Source organism: Flagellimonas flava, assembly GCF_050617915.1.
Lineage (GTDB): Bacteria > Bacteroidota > Bacteroidia > Flavobacteriales > Flavobacteriaceae > Flagellimonas > Flagellimonas flava_A.
Genome location: NZ_JBODQE010000002.1, coordinates 318,031 through 333,864 on the forward strand (window position 1 = coordinate 318,031; position 15,834 = coordinate 333,864).

14 protein-coding genes are annotated in these 15,834 nt (G+C 40.6%); 9 read left to right on the forward strand and 5 right to left on the reverse strand.

The window, feature by feature from the left end:
- The first annotated feature begins 47 nt into the window (after positions 1-47).
- Positions 48-1,166 carry a DNA polymerase III subunit beta gene (dnaN, locus tag ACRHOZ_RS07220; RefSeq protein ID WP_420399362.1) on the forward strand — a complete coding sequence of 373 codons (1,119 nt, stop codon included), beginning with the start codon at positions 48-50 and terminating at the stop codon, positions 1,164-1,166.
- A gap of 48 nt (positions 1,167-1,214) precedes the next feature.
- Here the strand turns inward: dnaN and ACRHOZ_RS07225 are convergent, their stop codons facing one another.
- Positions 1,215-1,574, reverse strand: a complete 360-nt coding sequence (locus ACRHOZ_RS07225) for a DUF4870 domain-containing protein (RefSeq protein WP_431123981.1) — start codon at positions 1,572-1,574, stop codon at positions 1,215-1,217.
- Positions 1,575-1,660: 86 nt separating this feature from the next.
- Here ACRHOZ_RS07225 and mnmE point away from each other — a divergent pair, with 86 nt between their 5' ends.
- A complete protein-coding gene (gene mnmE, locus ACRHOZ_RS07230; RefSeq protein ID WP_431123984.1) occupies positions 1,661-3,031 on the forward strand; it encodes a tRNA uridine-5-carboxymethylaminomethyl(34) synthesis GTPase MnmE in 1,371 nt (456 codons plus the stop codon).
- Between the two features lie 50 nt (positions 3,032-3,081).
- The gene (locus ACRHOZ_RS07235; protein WP_431123986.1) at positions 3,082-3,822 is read left to right on the forward strand and encodes a tyrosine-protein phosphatase; all 741 of its coding nucleotides are present in this window, start codon (positions 3,082-3,084) and stop codon (positions 3,820-3,822) included.
- On the opposite strand, the gene ACRHOZ_RS07240 is transcribed toward ACRHOZ_RS07235, so the two are convergent.
- From ACRHOZ_RS07240 to ACRHOZ_RS07255, 4 genes are read right to left on the reverse strand one after another with little or no spacing between them, the layout of a single operon-like run.
- Positions 3,823-6,216: a GumC family protein gene (locus tag ACRHOZ_RS07240; protein WP_431123989.1), complete on the reverse strand. Its 2,394-nt coding sequence runs from the start codon at positions 6,214-6,216 to the stop codon at positions 3,823-3,825.
- 11 nt (positions 6,217-6,227) lie between these two features.
- A complete protein-coding gene (locus ACRHOZ_RS07245; RefSeq protein ID WP_422351257.1) occupies positions 6,228-7,004 on the reverse strand; it encodes a polysaccharide biosynthesis/export family protein in 777 nt (258 codons plus the stop codon).
- Between the two features lie 27 nt (positions 7,005-7,031).
- A complete protein-coding gene (locus ACRHOZ_RS07250) occupies positions 7,032-8,972 on the reverse strand; it encodes a polysaccharide biosynthesis protein (protein ID WP_431123993.1) in 1,941 nt (646 codons plus the stop codon).
- A complete protein-coding gene (locus tag ACRHOZ_RS07255; protein ID WP_431124624.1) occupies positions 8,969-10,057 on the reverse strand; it encodes a DegT/DnrJ/EryC1/StrS family aminotransferase in 1,089 nt (362 codons plus the stop codon). The genes ACRHOZ_RS07250 and ACRHOZ_RS07255 overlap by 4 nt, the downstream gene beginning before the upstream one ends.
- 432 nt (positions 10,058-10,489) lie before the next feature.
- Here ACRHOZ_RS07255 and ACRHOZ_RS07260 point away from each other — a divergent pair, with 432 nt between their 5' ends.
- From ACRHOZ_RS07260 to ACRHOZ_RS07285, 6 genes are all read left to right on the forward strand, one after another.
- On the forward strand, positions 10,490-11,518 hold the full coding sequence (locus ACRHOZ_RS07260; RefSeq protein WP_431123996.1) for an NAD-dependent epimerase: 1,029 nt from the start codon (positions 10,490-10,492) through the stop codon (positions 11,516-11,518).
- 181 nt (positions 11,519-11,699) lie between these two features.
- The gene (cysQ, locus tag ACRHOZ_RS07265; protein WP_431123999.1) at positions 11,700-12,518 is read left to right on the forward strand and encodes a 3'(2'),5'-bisphosphate nucleotidase CysQ; all 819 of its coding nucleotides are present in this window, start codon (positions 11,700-11,702) and stop codon (positions 12,516-12,518) included.
- A 24-nt stretch (positions 12,519-12,542) separates the two neighbouring features.
- A complete protein-coding gene (locus ACRHOZ_RS07270; protein WP_420399353.1) occupies positions 12,543-12,971 on the forward strand; it encodes a DUF2061 domain-containing protein in 429 nt (142 codons plus the stop codon).
- Positions 12,956-13,555, forward strand: coding sequence for an adenylyl-sulfate kinase (gene cysC, locus ACRHOZ_RS07275; RefSeq protein ID WP_431124001.1), 600 nt, complete (start codon positions 12,956-12,958; stop codon positions 13,553-13,555). Before ACRHOZ_RS07270 ends, cysC begins: the two co-directional genes overlap by 16 nt.
- Positions 13,548-14,453 carry a sulfate adenylyltransferase subunit CysD gene (gene cysD, locus ACRHOZ_RS07280; RefSeq protein ID WP_422351253.1) on the forward strand — a complete coding sequence of 302 codons (906 nt, stop codon included), beginning with the start codon at positions 13,548-13,550 and terminating at the stop codon, positions 14,451-14,453. The genes cysC and cysD overlap by 8 nt, the downstream gene beginning before the upstream one ends.
- A gap of 10 nt (positions 14,454-14,463) precedes the next feature.
- Entirely contained in the window at positions 14,464-15,720 is a 1,257-nt protein-coding gene (locus tag ACRHOZ_RS07285; RefSeq protein ID WP_431124004.1) for a sulfate adenylyltransferase subunit 1, read from the forward strand.
- Positions 15,721-15,834 lie beyond the last annotated feature (114 nt).

A 15,834-nucleotide genomic window follows, 5' to 3' on the forward strand; every position in this document is an offset into this window, starting at 1 on the left:
TTGACTTAACAAATCCAACAGGAAACCATGTTTAAAGAATTTCTTGAATGAAGTTTATTGTATCCAGCACATATTTATTAAAACAATTGCAAGTCTTGGGTGGTGTCATCAACAACAGCAACACTTTACCCATTTTGGACAACTTTCTTTTTGATTTAAAACAGAACAAGTTGACCGTATCGGCATCCGATTTGGAAACCACCATGAGTTCTGTACTTGAAGTGGATTCAGATGCGGAAGGAGCAATAGCGGTTCCAGCACGTTTGCTTTTGGATACTTTAAAGACTTTTCCAGAGCAACCTCTCACTTTTGTGGTAGAGGACAACAATACGGTTGAAATCAGTTCCAATCATGGTAAGTATGCCTTGGCCTACGCGGATGGAGCTGAGTTTCCGAAAGCTGTGGAAGTTTCCAACCCAAGTACCACAACTCTTTTGGGGGATATTCTGGCCACCGCAATCAACAAAACCATTTTTGCTGCAGGTAATGATGACCTAAGACCGGTGATGAGCGGGGTGTTCTTTCAGTTTTCCACAGAAAATCTAACTTTTGTGGCCACTGACGCGCATAAATTGGTCAAGTATCAGCGCCAAGACGTAACAGCTTCCCAGGTTGCAGAGTTCATCATGCCCAAAAAACCTTTGAATCTTTTGAAAGGGATTTTGGCGGGCTCTGAATCCGAGGTAACCATAGAGTACAATGACAGTAATGCCAAGTTTATATTTGACAATTCTGAATTGATTTGTAGGCTAATTGATGGTAAGTATCCCAATTATGAGGCCGTAATTCCAAAGGAAAATCCCAACAAACTGTCCATTTCAAGGAATCAGTTTCTTAGTTCTGTTCGAAGGGTTTCCATTTTCTCCAATAAGACCACGCATCAAATTCGATTGAAAATTGCGGGCGCCGAATTAAATATTTCCGCAGAAGATGTGGACTACAGCAACAAGGCAGAAGAGCGTTTGTCCTGCTCCTATCAAGGAGATGACATGCAAATTGGTTTCAACTCCAGATTTTTGCTGGAAATGCTGAACAATCTAAACTCTGAAGATGTTTCTTTGGAAATGAGTTTGCCCAACAGAGCGGGTATCTTGACTCCCATTGATGGATTGGACGAAGGAGAACACGTGACCATGCTGGTGATGCCAGTGATGCTAAATAGTTAAGGAATCGACCTATAGAATAGTAAGGCTGGAATTGAATTCCAGCCTTTTTTATACAAAGGGAATTGTTAAAAAGTAAGATGGAGATTCCCCATTGGACGCTTTTACTGCATTGACTATCGGTAATACAAAACCTAGTATTGCAACCCCTAGAAGGCCTATCAATCCCAAACCAACCAAAAGGATGGCCGGAATACTGACAATAATGTACAGTAATAGACTTAGTTGTAGGTTAATGATGGCTTTTCCATGTTCGTTCATCCCCTCAACGGTCTTCCTTGAAGACAGCCAAATAACAAGAGGGACAATAAATCCTCCAAACCCGGTAACATAATGTAGCAACTGGGTCAAGTGAGCTACGGACAACAGCGTGTTGTCCTTTCGTAATACATTTTGATTAATGACTTCCATTTTTGATTGATTTTAATGATGTACCTTATTAGTGGTGATTTGCGCCCAAATGTTACACCTATTGGGTATTTCGTACTTTTGCGCACATGTCATATTCCGATAACATTGTTGCCATGGCCACGCCTCCAGGTACTGGAGCCATTGCTATTATCCGAATTTCCGGGCCTGAAGCCATTGCCTTGGTTTCTAAACATTTTGAACCCATAAAACCCAAAGACCTCACCAAACAAAAGAGTCACACCATCCATTTGGGTCACATAGTAAGTCAGGAAAAAGTACTGGACAAAGTGCTGGTATCCATATTTAAGGGTCCAAATTCCTATACTGGAGAAAATGTAGTGGAAATTTCCTGTCATGGATCTCCCTATATACAGCAACAGCTACTTCAATTGTTTTTGAGAACGGGATGCCGCATGGCCACTGCTGGCGAATTTACCTTGCGAGCCTTTTTAAATGGTAAAATGGATTTGAGCCAGGCCGAAGCAGTTGCGGATTTGATTGCAAGCGATAGCGAGGCTTCGCACGAAATAGCTGTCCAGCAAATGAGGGGTGGATTTAGCAATGAAATTCAAAAATTACGGGAGGAACTTCTAAACTTCGCCTCTTTGATTGAACTGGAATTGGATTTTTCACAAGAAGATGTGGAGTTTGCAGATCGTACCCAATTCAATGCGCTGCTCAACCGAATAAGCGAAGTTTTAAAAAAACTCATTGATTCCTTTGCCATTGGTAACGTCATCAAAAATGGGATACCCATAGCCATTGTTGGCAAGCCTAATGTAGGTAAATCCACATTGCTCAACGCCCTGCTGAATGAGGAAAGAGCTATAGTGAGCAATATTCCTGGAACCACTCGGGACACTGTAGAAGACCAGATCAACCTCGGAGGAATCAATTTCCGATTTATTGACACCGCTGGAATCAGGGAAACCCAGGATATGGTAGAGAAAATTGGGATTGAAAAGACTTTCGACAAAATTGAAAACGCCAAGTTGATCTTGTTCCTTTTCGACGGTCCGGATTTTGATGTAGAGGAGTTGGATGTCCTTAAAAGCAAATACCCTAGCAAGGAGGTGCTTCCCATCTGCAACAAGGTGGATTTGTTAACTCAAGCCGAACAGGATCAAATACAGCGTTCCGTTTCGGATTTGTTGTTCCTGTCTGCCAAGGATAGGACTGGTGTTCCAGAGTTGGAGCAAAAACTGTCATCCCTAGTGGTGTCGGGAGCTTTAAGTGGGGACGCCACCATTGTTTCCAACAGTAGACATTACGATGCCTTGCTAAAGGCCTTAGAGGAAATTCAAAAGGTGAAAGAAGGTATGGACATGGGGCTCTCCAGTGATCTTATGGCCATAGACATTAGGCAAGCGCTCTATCATTTGGGCGAAATAACCGGAAGTGTCACTACCGATGATCTCTTGGGTAACATCTTCTCCAATTTCTGTATCGGAAAATAGATCTTTGTGTAGTCGAGATATCCATTATCTTTGGATTCCAAATTTTATGCATGTTCAACTTTTTTAATAGAAAAGTTTTTTTAGCGGATTATCTTCATGGGCTGGTAGATATTCACAACCATATTCTACCGGGTATTGATGATGGTGCAAAAACGGTGGATGAATCCTTATCGCTCATCAAGGCATTTGCGGCATACGGGGTGACCAATTTTGTGTTTACCCCGCATATCATGAACCACTACTATCCCAATACTCCCGACTCTATTAGAACTTCGTTTGAGCTACTTCAAAGTGAATTGGAGAAACAAGACGTTGAAAATGTCAAAATTGATTATGCCGCGGAACATATGATCGATGACGAATTTGAGCCTTTGTTGGAAAACAATGGGGTTGTACCCCTAAAAACCGAGCATCTTTTAGTAGAAATGTCATATTTACAGCCCGCCTTTGGCTTTGACAGCGCTGTCAAAAAAATCTTTGAGCAGAAGTATTTTCCAATTTTAGCACATCCAGAGCGATACAGCTACTTCCATCAACAACCCCAAATTTACTCTGAGCTTAAATCAAATGGAGTTCAACTGCAGCTAAACTTGCTGTCGGTTTCTGGATATTACGGTTCTGAAATACAAAGGATAGCCCTTAAATTGTTGGATGACGAGCTTTACGATTACTGTGCTTCAGATGCCCATCATATACGACATATCACCGCCTTAAAGGAAATCAATGTGTCCCAAAAAGTGCTGAGTAAAATACTACCTGTTATAGAAAATACGATTCAGACCTTTTATTGATCAATTAAAGTTCCACCACTTCTTGACCGTTCTTCCATAACCGTAACCATAGTTTCGGCCATATCCCAAATTGGTTTCCTTAACGCCATTAACCACAAAGGACAGGTTCTTGACCTTTTTCTCATCCACAAGCTTAATGGGGTACTCCAATACTTTACGGTCGGTGACACCGGCTTTGGTAACATATAAAATCTGATGTGCAAAATCGCTAATCAACAAGGTGTCCGTAACCACAAGCATTGGGGCAGAATCCACGACCACGTAGTCATATTTTTCAATGGCGTGGTCCATAAATTCCTTTAGTCTACCACTCATGAGCAACTCGGCCGGGTTTGGCGGAATCTTACCCGAAAACACAATATCTATCATGTTGTCGTTGATAACCGCGGGAGTAATTGTATCCTTGAACTGAAGATTGTCATCATGCAGAAATTCTGTCAAGCCCTTTTTGGATTTTCCATTAGCACCCAATTCCCCGTTCATCCTTAGTCCTAGATCGGAATAGAAGTTTTTCAGTTTAGGGTTTCTGATATCAGCTCCCACCAGCAGTACTCTCTTTTTTGTACTAGCAAATACCATTGCCAAATTGGAGGAGATAAACGTTTTTCCCTCCCCTGGAACGCTGGAGGTAACCAAAATCATATGACCACGTTCCTGACCATTCTTATTTTTAAGAACATAGTTCAGGTTGGTTCTCAATATTCGGAGGGATTCACCCAAGACGGAGCGATCCATTCCATTAATCAATTTGGTTGCCTTTTTACCAATTTTAGGCAATTCTGCAATGACAGGGGCTTTATTGAAAATTACCTTTTCCAACTCAATCTTATTGTGCACCTTGTTGTCCATCATATCTTTCAGATAGAAAAAACCAAAAGGAACCAAGAGACCAAGAATGAATGAAGCCAAATAGATAACCGGTTTCTTTGGAGAAACAGGATCTTTGCTCATCAGATAAGCCGAATCAATAATTTTTGATTTTGGGGAAGCAGAAGCAAAGGTAATCTGGGATTCTTCCCTTTTTTGCAACAAATACAGATATAAAGACTCCGTGGTTTGTTGCTGCCGCGTAATATCGCGGAGCGCCCTTTCATTTTTAGGAGCGGAATATATACGTGAGTTTATTCTGGATAATTGACTGCTAAGACTATTTACCTGAAGTGTCAGGTTGTTTTCCACACTATTTAAACTGGACTTCATGCTTCGCTTTAAACCATCCAGCTGCCTATCCAAGTTTACAATAATGGGGTTTTTTTCATTGGAACTTTCCAAGAGTCGTTTACGCTCCAAAGCCAGTTCATTATATCGAGCTGTTGTACCCGCAATGGTTTCGTCGTTAAGTCCTACGTTGGTCGGAAGTAACTCGTAGCCACTCTGTCCGTCCACAAGGTCTTTCATACTGGATGCAATATCCAATTGAACGGAAGCATTTTGAAGCTCCTGTTGGTTTGTTGCCCCGATGTTCAGGTTCACATTGGTTTGCGCACCTATATCGGTAATTCCCCTTCCGGATTTAAAATCCTCTGCACTTTGATCCACATTGGACAAATCCCCGTAAATATCAGCAATTCGGTCATTGATAAAACTGGAGGTTCGATCAGCAATTGCCTTTTTGTCGTCAACCGCATTTTGGTTATAGATGGAAATCAGGGTATTTATAACATCCTTGCCTCTTTTTTGTACCGCATCATTCAGGTTAATCGAAATAATATTGGAAAGCATGTCGGTGACTGTAATTAGAATATTCCTCTGATAATATTCCGCAACATTGGCAATAGGACTTACTTTGACCTTATATTTTTTTCCCTTTAGCTTCTCAATATCCAAAGTACTCTTTGGAGTTATGATCAAATCCCCCAAAGAAGAGGCAATTGGAGTTCCAAAGGATTCTTTGGAAAAAGGAGCATCCTCCTCATTGGCAAAATCAAACGAGGTTTGGGAGTCCAAAGTGACGAAAAATTCGTGCTCCGTTTTTTGTACTATGGAATCGGGGGCCAAGAAACTTACGTTAAAGGGTTGGTCGTCATACAAAACGGTATTTTTTATGCTTCCAAGAGCAATTACCTTTGTGTTCAGTCCCAACTCCTCTACCACCTTTATCAAATTCATCCTGGAATTAAGGGATTCGATTTCATCCTGTACGTTGTTTCGACCACCACCCAAAACCCCAAGGTCACTGAACGCTCCCAGCTCCGAAGTCGAGTTTTGATCTTCCAGAATCTTAATTTTTGCATGTATGCCATATTCCGGCACAGCATAGCGGATATATAAAAATGCAAGTAGAATTGCTACAAATATGGATGCAACAAACCATTTCCAATTCTTTAAAATTGGCTTAAGTAGGTCGCTGGTAGTCTCGTTTCTATGGAGAGCTTCCGAATTTTCAGTTTTCATTAAAATCCAATTTAACTTCTTGTAATCATCAATACTGTGGAAGTAATCACCAACGAGATAATAGAGACATAGATAGATGCCCTTTCATCCAACGAAGTTTCCTGAATACCAGATTTGTTGGGCTCCACGTATACCACATCATTTTGGGTTAAATAATAAACGGGGGACTTAATCATTTCCTTAGAGGTCAAATTAATACGGGTATATACCTTTGTCCCATTAAAATCCCTAACCACCAAAACGTTTTCCCTAACACCTCGTATCGTTAAATCTCCAGCAAGACCAAGTGCTTCCAAAATCGTTATTTGCTCTCCATTTACTGGGTATGTGCCTGGCCTGTTTACCGCTCCAAGTACCGTAATGGTAAAATTGCGGAGTCTTATGTTAATAATAGGGTCTTTCAGATAATCTGATAATCTATCACGTAAAACAGCCCTTAATTCCTCTGGGGACAAGCCCTCGATTTTCAGCTTTCCAATCACTGGAAAATCAATTTCTCCATCTTGATCAACCAAATAGTCTACCTGTTCCGGCCTAAACCCACTTTCCGAAGCTCCCCTGAACAGATTGAAAGGTGCACTGGCTTCAGGGTTTAAGGAAGATACGTGAATGGAAACCAAGTCATCCACTTTAAATTTGGATACGGAAGTATTGTTATTGACCAAAGTCTCGAAGTCCCCTGTATCCTGAAAGTAGACTACATCTTTTCTTGAGGCACATGAAGCGAGGACTAGAAACAATAAACAAAAGCTATAACTTTTGATCGGGCGGCTGTTAAATCTAAACATGTTGATTATCTAATTTTAATTTAAAAATTACGAACTAGTTGGTTTTACAAGGGTACTTTTTTCAAAACTAACCTTTTCATCTTTATCCAATTCGCAAAGTTTTGAATTTTTCGAAATATATTCGGGAACTATACTTTTCATAAGTTGAATGGTGTTTTCACTGAAAAACAAGTTGCTAATGCAAAGTTCATCAATTTTAGATCGTAAGTCTACATAATCCAAGTCTCTCGTCTTACTTATTTTTATTTTCTCGTGATAGGTCGGTAGTGTATTTTCACCATTTGCCAACAGTTCTTCATACAACTTCTCACCTGGCCTTAAGCCGGTTACCTTAATATCAATGTCCTCAGGGTAACTCAAGCCTGACAGCTTAATCATGTTCTTTGCCAAGTCGTAAATCTTCACAGATTCACCCATATCAAAAATAAAGATCTCCCCTCCTTTGCCCATAGCTCCAGCTTCCAAAACCAATTGGGAAGCTTCGGGAATTGTCATAAAGTAACGTGTGATCTCTTTATGGGTCAAGGTAATGGGGCCTCCATGTTCAATTTGCTTTCTGAACAAAGGAATCACAGAGCCATTGGAACCCAATACGTTGCCAAAACGGGTAGTGATAAACTTGGTCTTGCTTTCTTGCTGCTTGCAACTCACATAGATTTCCGCAATTCTTTTACTAGCTCCCATGACGTTGGTTGGGTTCACCGCCTTGTCTGTGGATACCAGTACAAATTTGTCAATATTGTACTGAATGGCCAGATCTACTATGGTCTTTGTAACGGCAATATTTATTTTGATTGCTTCATAGGAATTATACTCCATTAACGGTACATGTTTGTAAGCAGCTGCATGGAAAACCAAATCCGGTTTGTGCTCCTGGAAGATATAATTCATCCTATTTTTATCACTCACGTCTCCCACGATCGGAATAAAATTATGATATCCCTTCTGCTTCAATTCCTGTTGTAAGTCGTACAAAGCGGATTCCGCTTGATCAATTATTACTAGGGAACGGAAGTTATATCTGCATATTTGTCGTACGATTTCACTTCCGATGGATCCAGCACCACCCGTAACAAAAATCACCTTATCCCTTACTTCCTCGCTTATTTTGGAATTGGTAATGGCAATAGGTTTGCGGTTCAGTAAATCTTCAATTTGAACCGTTTTGATTTGCGATGCCTTCAATTCTCCATTGATCCAGTCTTCAACAGGAGGGATAATTTTAACCTGTACGGGAAAATCAACCAAGCCCTCAACCAATTGGTTGAGTTTTTTATGATCTATATTTTGGATACAAAAAATGACCTCGGAAATTCCCTTTTTGGAAATGAAATCCTTGGTCAGAATTTCTGGGCCATAAACATTGACACCGTTGATCAACTTGCCAATCTTTTTCTTGTCCTTATCAACATAACCCACCACCTTTACATTACTCTTGGAATGATTGGTCAGTGCTCCATGGGTTAAAATCCCCGAATTGCCTGCACCATAAATCACCACGTTTTTGGCAGAGTTGAATCCATTCTCTTTTATGAATCCATGAAAGAGTGTTTTAAAAACGTACCTGGACGCTACTAGGGTTACAAAAGAAATAAGGCTGTTTATGATAATGATGGACAATGGAATGGTAAAATTGTCCGCCAATTGAAATTTTCTGTTTGCCAGTACAAGGAAAATCGTAAAGATACTTGCCAAGCAAATGGCATTGAAGATGTTGTAAACATCCCGCATTCCTGTATGTCTCACAACGCCTTTGTAAGAGCCTATCATTAAAAAGGAAATCAAGGCAATGAACAAGACCCAAGGCAGTTGAACGAAAAGTTTATCTACATCAAAATTGAATGTCAGGTTGAAGCGTATAAAATACGACAGTACAAATGAAAATGCCACAATGACCACGTCAATTGCCAACACCAGCCATTTGGAGGCATATCTTTCTACCGTATTAGTTAGGTAGTTCTGTATCATGAAAGAGCAATTTTTATTGTTTTAATAATGCGCTCCAAGTCCTGTTCCAATAAATTGGAACCACTTGGTAAGCACAGGCCTCTGTTAAAGAGGTCTTCCGAAGTGCCATCGGAAAAGCTAACTTCATTTTCATAAACGGGTTGCAGGTGCATAGGCTTCCAGAGCGGTCTGGATTCAATGTTCTCATGCTCCAAAGCCACACGAATCTTTTCCCTTACCTCATAGGAAGGTGTGAGAATACAACTCAACCATCTATTGCTGAACATCCCATAAGGCTCGTCCAGAAAGGTTATCTCATCAAATTCACGAAGTTGTTCGGTATAGAATCTATAGTTATTCCTCCTTGCTACAACCCTATCATCCAAAACTTGCATCTGACCTCTTCCAATTCCGGCCAACACATTACTCATTCTATAGTTATGTCCAATCTCAGAATGTTGATAGTGAACAGCTTTGTCCCTAGCTTGGGTTGCTAGAAAAATTGCCTTGTCCCTGTATTCTTTTGTTTTGGATACCAAGGCGCCTCCTCCAGAAGTTGTAATGATCTTGTTTCCGTTGAAAGATAATATGGCTATATCACCAAAAGTACCACACGGCCTTGAACCATAGGTGCTACCCAGGGCTTCTGCACTATCTTCCAAAACAGGGATGCCATAATCGTTTGCTATGGCATGAATCTCTTCCACCTTATAGGGCATTCCATAAAGATGAACAGTTACAATAGCTTTTGGCTTATTTCCGGATGATATTCTTTGAATGATGGCCTCCTCAAGCAGTTTGGGCGACATGTTCCAGGTTTCCGACTCACTGTCAATGAAGACCGGTTTGGCACCAAGGTAAGTTATAGGGTTTGCTGATGCTGAAAACGTAAAACTTTGGCAAAGCACCTCATCCCCTTCAGATACTCCAAGTAACTTAAGGCCCAAATGTATGGCTCCGGTTCCCGAACTCAAAGCTGCCACATGTACATCATGTCCCAGATAGTTTTCAATATCCTCCTCAAATCCAGTAACGTTTGGCCCCAATGGTGCTACCCAATTGGTATCAAAGGCCTCATGGACAAAAGAAAGTTCTGTTCCTCCCATATGCGGCGAGGACAGCCAAATTTTAGATTGAATTTCGGTTTCCAAGTTCAGTGGTTTTTACTTTAGCTGTAACTAATAGATTGTTATCAAATCAGGTACTAAAAACTTTTAATTAAGGGGACTGCAATTCGTTGAAAATTAACTCAAGAGTCACATTAAAAACTAAAGTTACCAACTTAACATAGAGTTAGGATCAAAACCAGGTGATATTTCGCCGAACATGTAAAAAAAATCGATTGAATGCCATTACCATTTAGTTGACCCCATCATTTCCAAATAAAGAAGGCGGGGAATTACCGTTCATCCGTTTATCGGGTATTACAACTAACGGTACTATAAATAAGGTATACTTTCCCCGTAATTATTTAATTTGGCCGCTCAATAAAATCGCATTCATACATTAAATAGTATAACCTCAAAAAACAGAATTGAATGAAGGTATTGGTAACTGGGGCAGCTGGGTTTATTGGATTTCATACAGTGGCCCAGTTGATAGCACAAAATTGTCAAGTAGTAGGTCTTGACAACATTAATAGTTACTACGATGTCGGTCTCAAATATGCTCGGTTAAAGGAACTGGGAATAGATTCTTCCCAAGCTGAAAAATTCAATTCTGTTTCAGACAGCTCCATTCATTCTTCCCAGTTCAAATTTGTTAGAATGAATCTGGAAGATCGCACTGAATTGCCAAAATTGTTCGAGACCGAAAAATTTGATGTGGTATGCCACCTTGCCGCACAAGCTGGTGTACGATATAGTCTTGAAAATCCCGAAGCTTATGTGGATAGCAATGTGGTGGGTTTCTTGAACATATTGGAAGGCTGTAGGCATAATAAGGTAAAACATCTTGTGTACGCCAGTAGTTCAAGTGTGTACGGATTAAACAAAAAGATACCTTTTAATACTTCAGATAATGTGGACCACCCAATCAGCCTATATGCGGCCACAAAAAAGAGCAACGAGCTCATGGCACACACCTACAGTCACTTATATGGTTTCCTGACAACAGGTCTTCGGTTCTTTACAGTATACGGTCCATGGGGCCGACCAGATATGGCCATGTTCCTTTTTACGGATGCCATGCTAAAGGGCAAACCCATTAAGGTATTCAACAGCGGAGAAATGGAAAGGGATTTCACTTATATAGACGATATTGTAGAAGGTGTAGTGCGTGTTGTGGTCAAGGATGTTTCAGAAAGAAAGTCCTCTGACGAATTGTACAAGGTTTACAATATTGGCAACAACAAATCCGTTAAGCTAATGGCTTTTATCAGAGCAATTGAAAAAAGCTTGGGGATTGAAGCCAAAAAAGAAATGCTGCCCATGCAACCTGGTGATGTTAGTAAAACCTGGGCCAATGTGGATGAGCTTATCAAAGATTATGACTACCGCCCTGACACGCAGATAGAAAATGGGGTACAAGAATTTATAAACTGGTACAAACAATATTATAAAGTTTAAAAGTTATACTGACGTAAATTGCCATTCATTTGTAATTTTTTACTTTCATCCGACTCTCTCACCCCCCTGAAGCAACCTTAAAATTTAGAATTGTTCATGATAATCGATTTTTTTAAACGTACACCGTAAAAACGTGTCAAAAATTGTTATTGCTGACTGTATTTTTGAATTTTGTCATCATATGAAAAACAACACACTATCATTTACCGAACCTATTGAAATAGCCATCAAAGCCGCCATCTCCGGTGGTTCGGCTATTATGGAAATTTATAGAAAACCCGATTTCGAACTGGAAATAAAAGATGACCGTTCCCCTTTGACTGAGGCGGATACTGCGGCCAACACCCTTATCAACCAATATCTGGTTGAAACCGACATTCCTATTATCTCCGAGGAAAACAAAAACCTGGAATACGATGATAGAAAGCATTGGGATAAATGTTGGATTGTCGATCCACTGGATGGCACCAAGGAGTTTATAAAGCGAAATGGCGAATTTACCGTGAACATTGCCCTTTGTGAGAAGGGAAGACCTGTTCTAGGTGTGATCTATGTCCCTGTTAGCCGCGAACTTTACTACGCAGATGTTACCAAAAAGATTGCTTATAAAACCATCTTAGATGAAGAACTCAATCTTACAAATGAACTATTTGCGGCAGAGGATCGTATTTCTATGAGTAAAACAAGCAAAGCGTTGGCTCGCGTTGTAGGCAGTCGCTCCCATATGAACCAAGATACCCTTGATTTTATCTCATCCATTGAAAATGACTTTGATGAAATAGAAGTTGTTTCCAAAGGAAGTTCACTTAAATTCTGTCTGGTCGCCGAAGGTAAGGCTGATTTTTATCCTAGATTTGCTCCTACCATGGAGTGGGATACTGCAGCTGGCCATGCGATTTGCAATGCAGTTGGATTAAAGGTGATTTCCCAGCAGACCAATGAGGAATTACCTTATAATAAAGAAAATTTGTTGAACCCCTATTTTTTAGTAAGCCAATAAACTGTGGGTAAGATCTCTGGATTTATGGGTAGAATATCCCATAAAAGACATATTGCCAAAACCATCACCTGGAGGTTGGTAGGAACCCTGGACACCATAGTGTTGTCCTGGATTATTACAGGGAACCCTGCCACTGGACTTAAGATTGGTTTTTCGGAGGTTTTTACCAAAATGGTTTTGTATTACCTCCACGAAAGGGCTTGGGTCAGAATCAAGATGCCCGAAAGTAGAAAACGACATTTGTTCAAGACCGTTTCCTGGCGTGTGATCGGCACTCTTGATACAATTGTCATTTCTTGGATAATCTCTGGAAACCCGCTTACAGGATTGAAGATTGGAACTCTGGAAGTAATCACCAAAATGATATTGTATTATTACCATGAAAGGGCATGGTACCGTATCAACTTTGGACTTGACAAAATAGTTAGATCAAAAACATGGAAAAGAATATAATTGCCCATTCCTACAAGATCGATGTAGAAAAAAGGAGAAAACTGAATGGACACAATTCACTTCTAATTTTCTTCACGGGGCTTTCCGGTTCTGGAAAATCCACTTTGGCCAATGCCTTGGAAGAACGATTCTATAAGGATGGCGTTAAAACATATGTGTTGGATGGGGATAATGTTCGCAAGGGCATTAACAGCAATCTCACTTTTAACCCTGAAGACCGCTCGGAAAACCTTAGGCGTATTGCCGAAATCTCTAAACTCTTTATTGATGCTGGTGTTGTAACCCTTGCGGCCTTTATTGCCCCCTATGAAAAGGACAGGGAATTCATAAAGCAAACCGTAGGGGCCGACAACTATATTGAAGTGTTTGTGAACACCAGTTTGGAGGTATGTGAGCAAAGGGATGTGAAAGGCCTGTACGCAAAGGCACGCAAAGGAGAGATCAAAAACATGACCGGAATTTCAGCGCCATATGAAGCGCCTAAAAATCCAGACGTAGAGGTCTCAAATGAATATGGCATAGATGAATCTGTTGACATCATATATAATAAGATAAAGAACCAAATAAGACTCAAAAATGAGTAAGTACTATTTAAACTATTTAGACGAGTTAGAGTCCGAGGCCATCTTCGTATTACGGGAGGTTTGGGCACAATTTCAGAATCCTGTAATCCTCTTTTCAGGAGGAAAGGATTCCATTGTAGTGACCCACTTGGCAAAAAAAGCATTCTTTCCTTCCAAAATCCCATTCTCCTTGATGCATGTGGATACGGGTCATAATTTCCCGGAGACGATCCAATTCAGGGACAATATCCTAAAACAGCTTGGCGTGAATCTAATTGTAGGTTCTGTTCAGGAATCCATAGACCAAGGTAGAGTTGCCGAAGAGAAAGGTAAAAGTGCAACCCGTAATGCCCTGCAGATCACTACCCTTTTAGACGCCATTGAGGAGCACAAGGTAGACTGCGCCATTGGCGGTGGAAGACGAGATGAAGAAAAGGCAAGGGCAAAGGAACGATTCTTTTCCCACCGAGATGATTTTGGCCAGTGGGATCCCAAAAACCAGCGTCCAGAACTTTGGAACCTTTTCAACGGAAAACACTTTGAAGGAGAACATTTTAGAGCGTTCCCCATTAGTAATTGGACAGAAATGGACGTTTGGAACTACATCAAACGCGAACAAATCGAAATACCTTCATTGTACTATGCCCATGAAAGGGAAGTAGTTTGGAGAAGTGATGCATGGATTCCCAATTCGGAGTTTTTAAAGCTTGAGGATGGAGAAGAAATCGTAACCAAGAAAGTTCGATTTAGAACACTTGGTGATATCACCATCACCGGTGGTATAGAATCAGATGCGGATACATTGGAAAAAATTGCTGCGGAAGTTTCTGGTATGAGACAGACCGAAAGAGGTAATAGAACCGATGACAAACGCTCTGAAAGCGCAATGGAAGACAGAAAAAGACAAGGGTATTTTTAGAAAAATAGATATGGAATTAAACAATAGTCAACTATTAAGATTTACTACAGCCGGAAGTGTTGATGACGGAAAAAGCACCCTAATTGGAAGGCTTCTATATGACTCTAAATCAATCTTTGAAGATCAATTGGAGTCCATTGAAAATACCAGCTTAAAAAAAGGTCATGAAGGCTTGGATTTGGCATTGTTCACCGATGGTCTAAAAGACGAGCGTGAACAAGGTATTACCATTGACGTGGCCTACCGTTATTTCACCACTCCAAAGAGAAAATTCATTATAGCCGATACACCTGGACACATTCAGTATACCAGAAATATGGTCACAGGTGCATCTACCGCGAATGCCGCCATTATTCTGATTGATGCGAGACATGGGGTTATTGAACAAACAAAGAGACACTCCTTTATTGCTTCCCTGTTACAAATTCCCCATTTGGTGGTTTGTATCAACAAAATGGACCTTGTGGATTTCAAGGAGGAAGTATATAATGACATTATAAAGCAGTTTCAAGATTTTTCATCAAAGTTGTTGGTGAAGGACGTACGCTTTATTCCAATTAGTGCCCTGTTGGGGGATAATGTGGTGAACAGGTCGGAAAACATGCCTTGGTATAAAGGCGCACCTTTGTTGCATACCCTTGAAACCATTCATATCAGTAGTGATTTCAACAGCGTTGATGCACGGTTCCCAGTACAGACCGTATTACGTCCTCAGCGAGAAGGGTTCATTGACTATCGTGGATACGCCGGTAGAATAGCCAGTGGTATTTTCAGACCAGGTGAGGAAGTTACCGTAATGCCTTCTGGCTTTACCTCAAAAATCAAAACTATTGAAGGGCCAGATGGTGAGCTTGAAGAGGCCTACGCTCCCATGTCAATTTCCATGACTTTGGAAGACGATATCGATATTGGTCGTGGCGATATGATCGTAAGGTCCAACAACAAGCCGGAACCCGCTCAGGATTTGGAGGTGATGTTGTGCTGGATGAACAACGACCCTGCAAAGCCCAGGGCTAAATATACCTTAAAGCACACCAGCAATGAGCAAACGGCCATGATCAAAGAGGTGCTGTACAAAATTGATATTGAGACGCTTGGGCGTAATATGGAAGACAAGGAAATCGGTATGAACGATATATGTAAAGTACGCATACGTTCAACAAAACCCTTAATGATAGATTCCTATAGGGACAATAGAAGCACAGGGAATTTAATTCTGATTGACGAAAACACCAACGAAACAGTTGCCGCAGGTATGATTATTTAATCCTGGCTTTTCAATGTGCCAGCTTTTGACAATGACCGCCATTTAATTTTAATGGAAATTGTCCGCTGCACTTTAAAAGTTAGCATCTAGATGTAGTGTGTGTTATATGCTCAA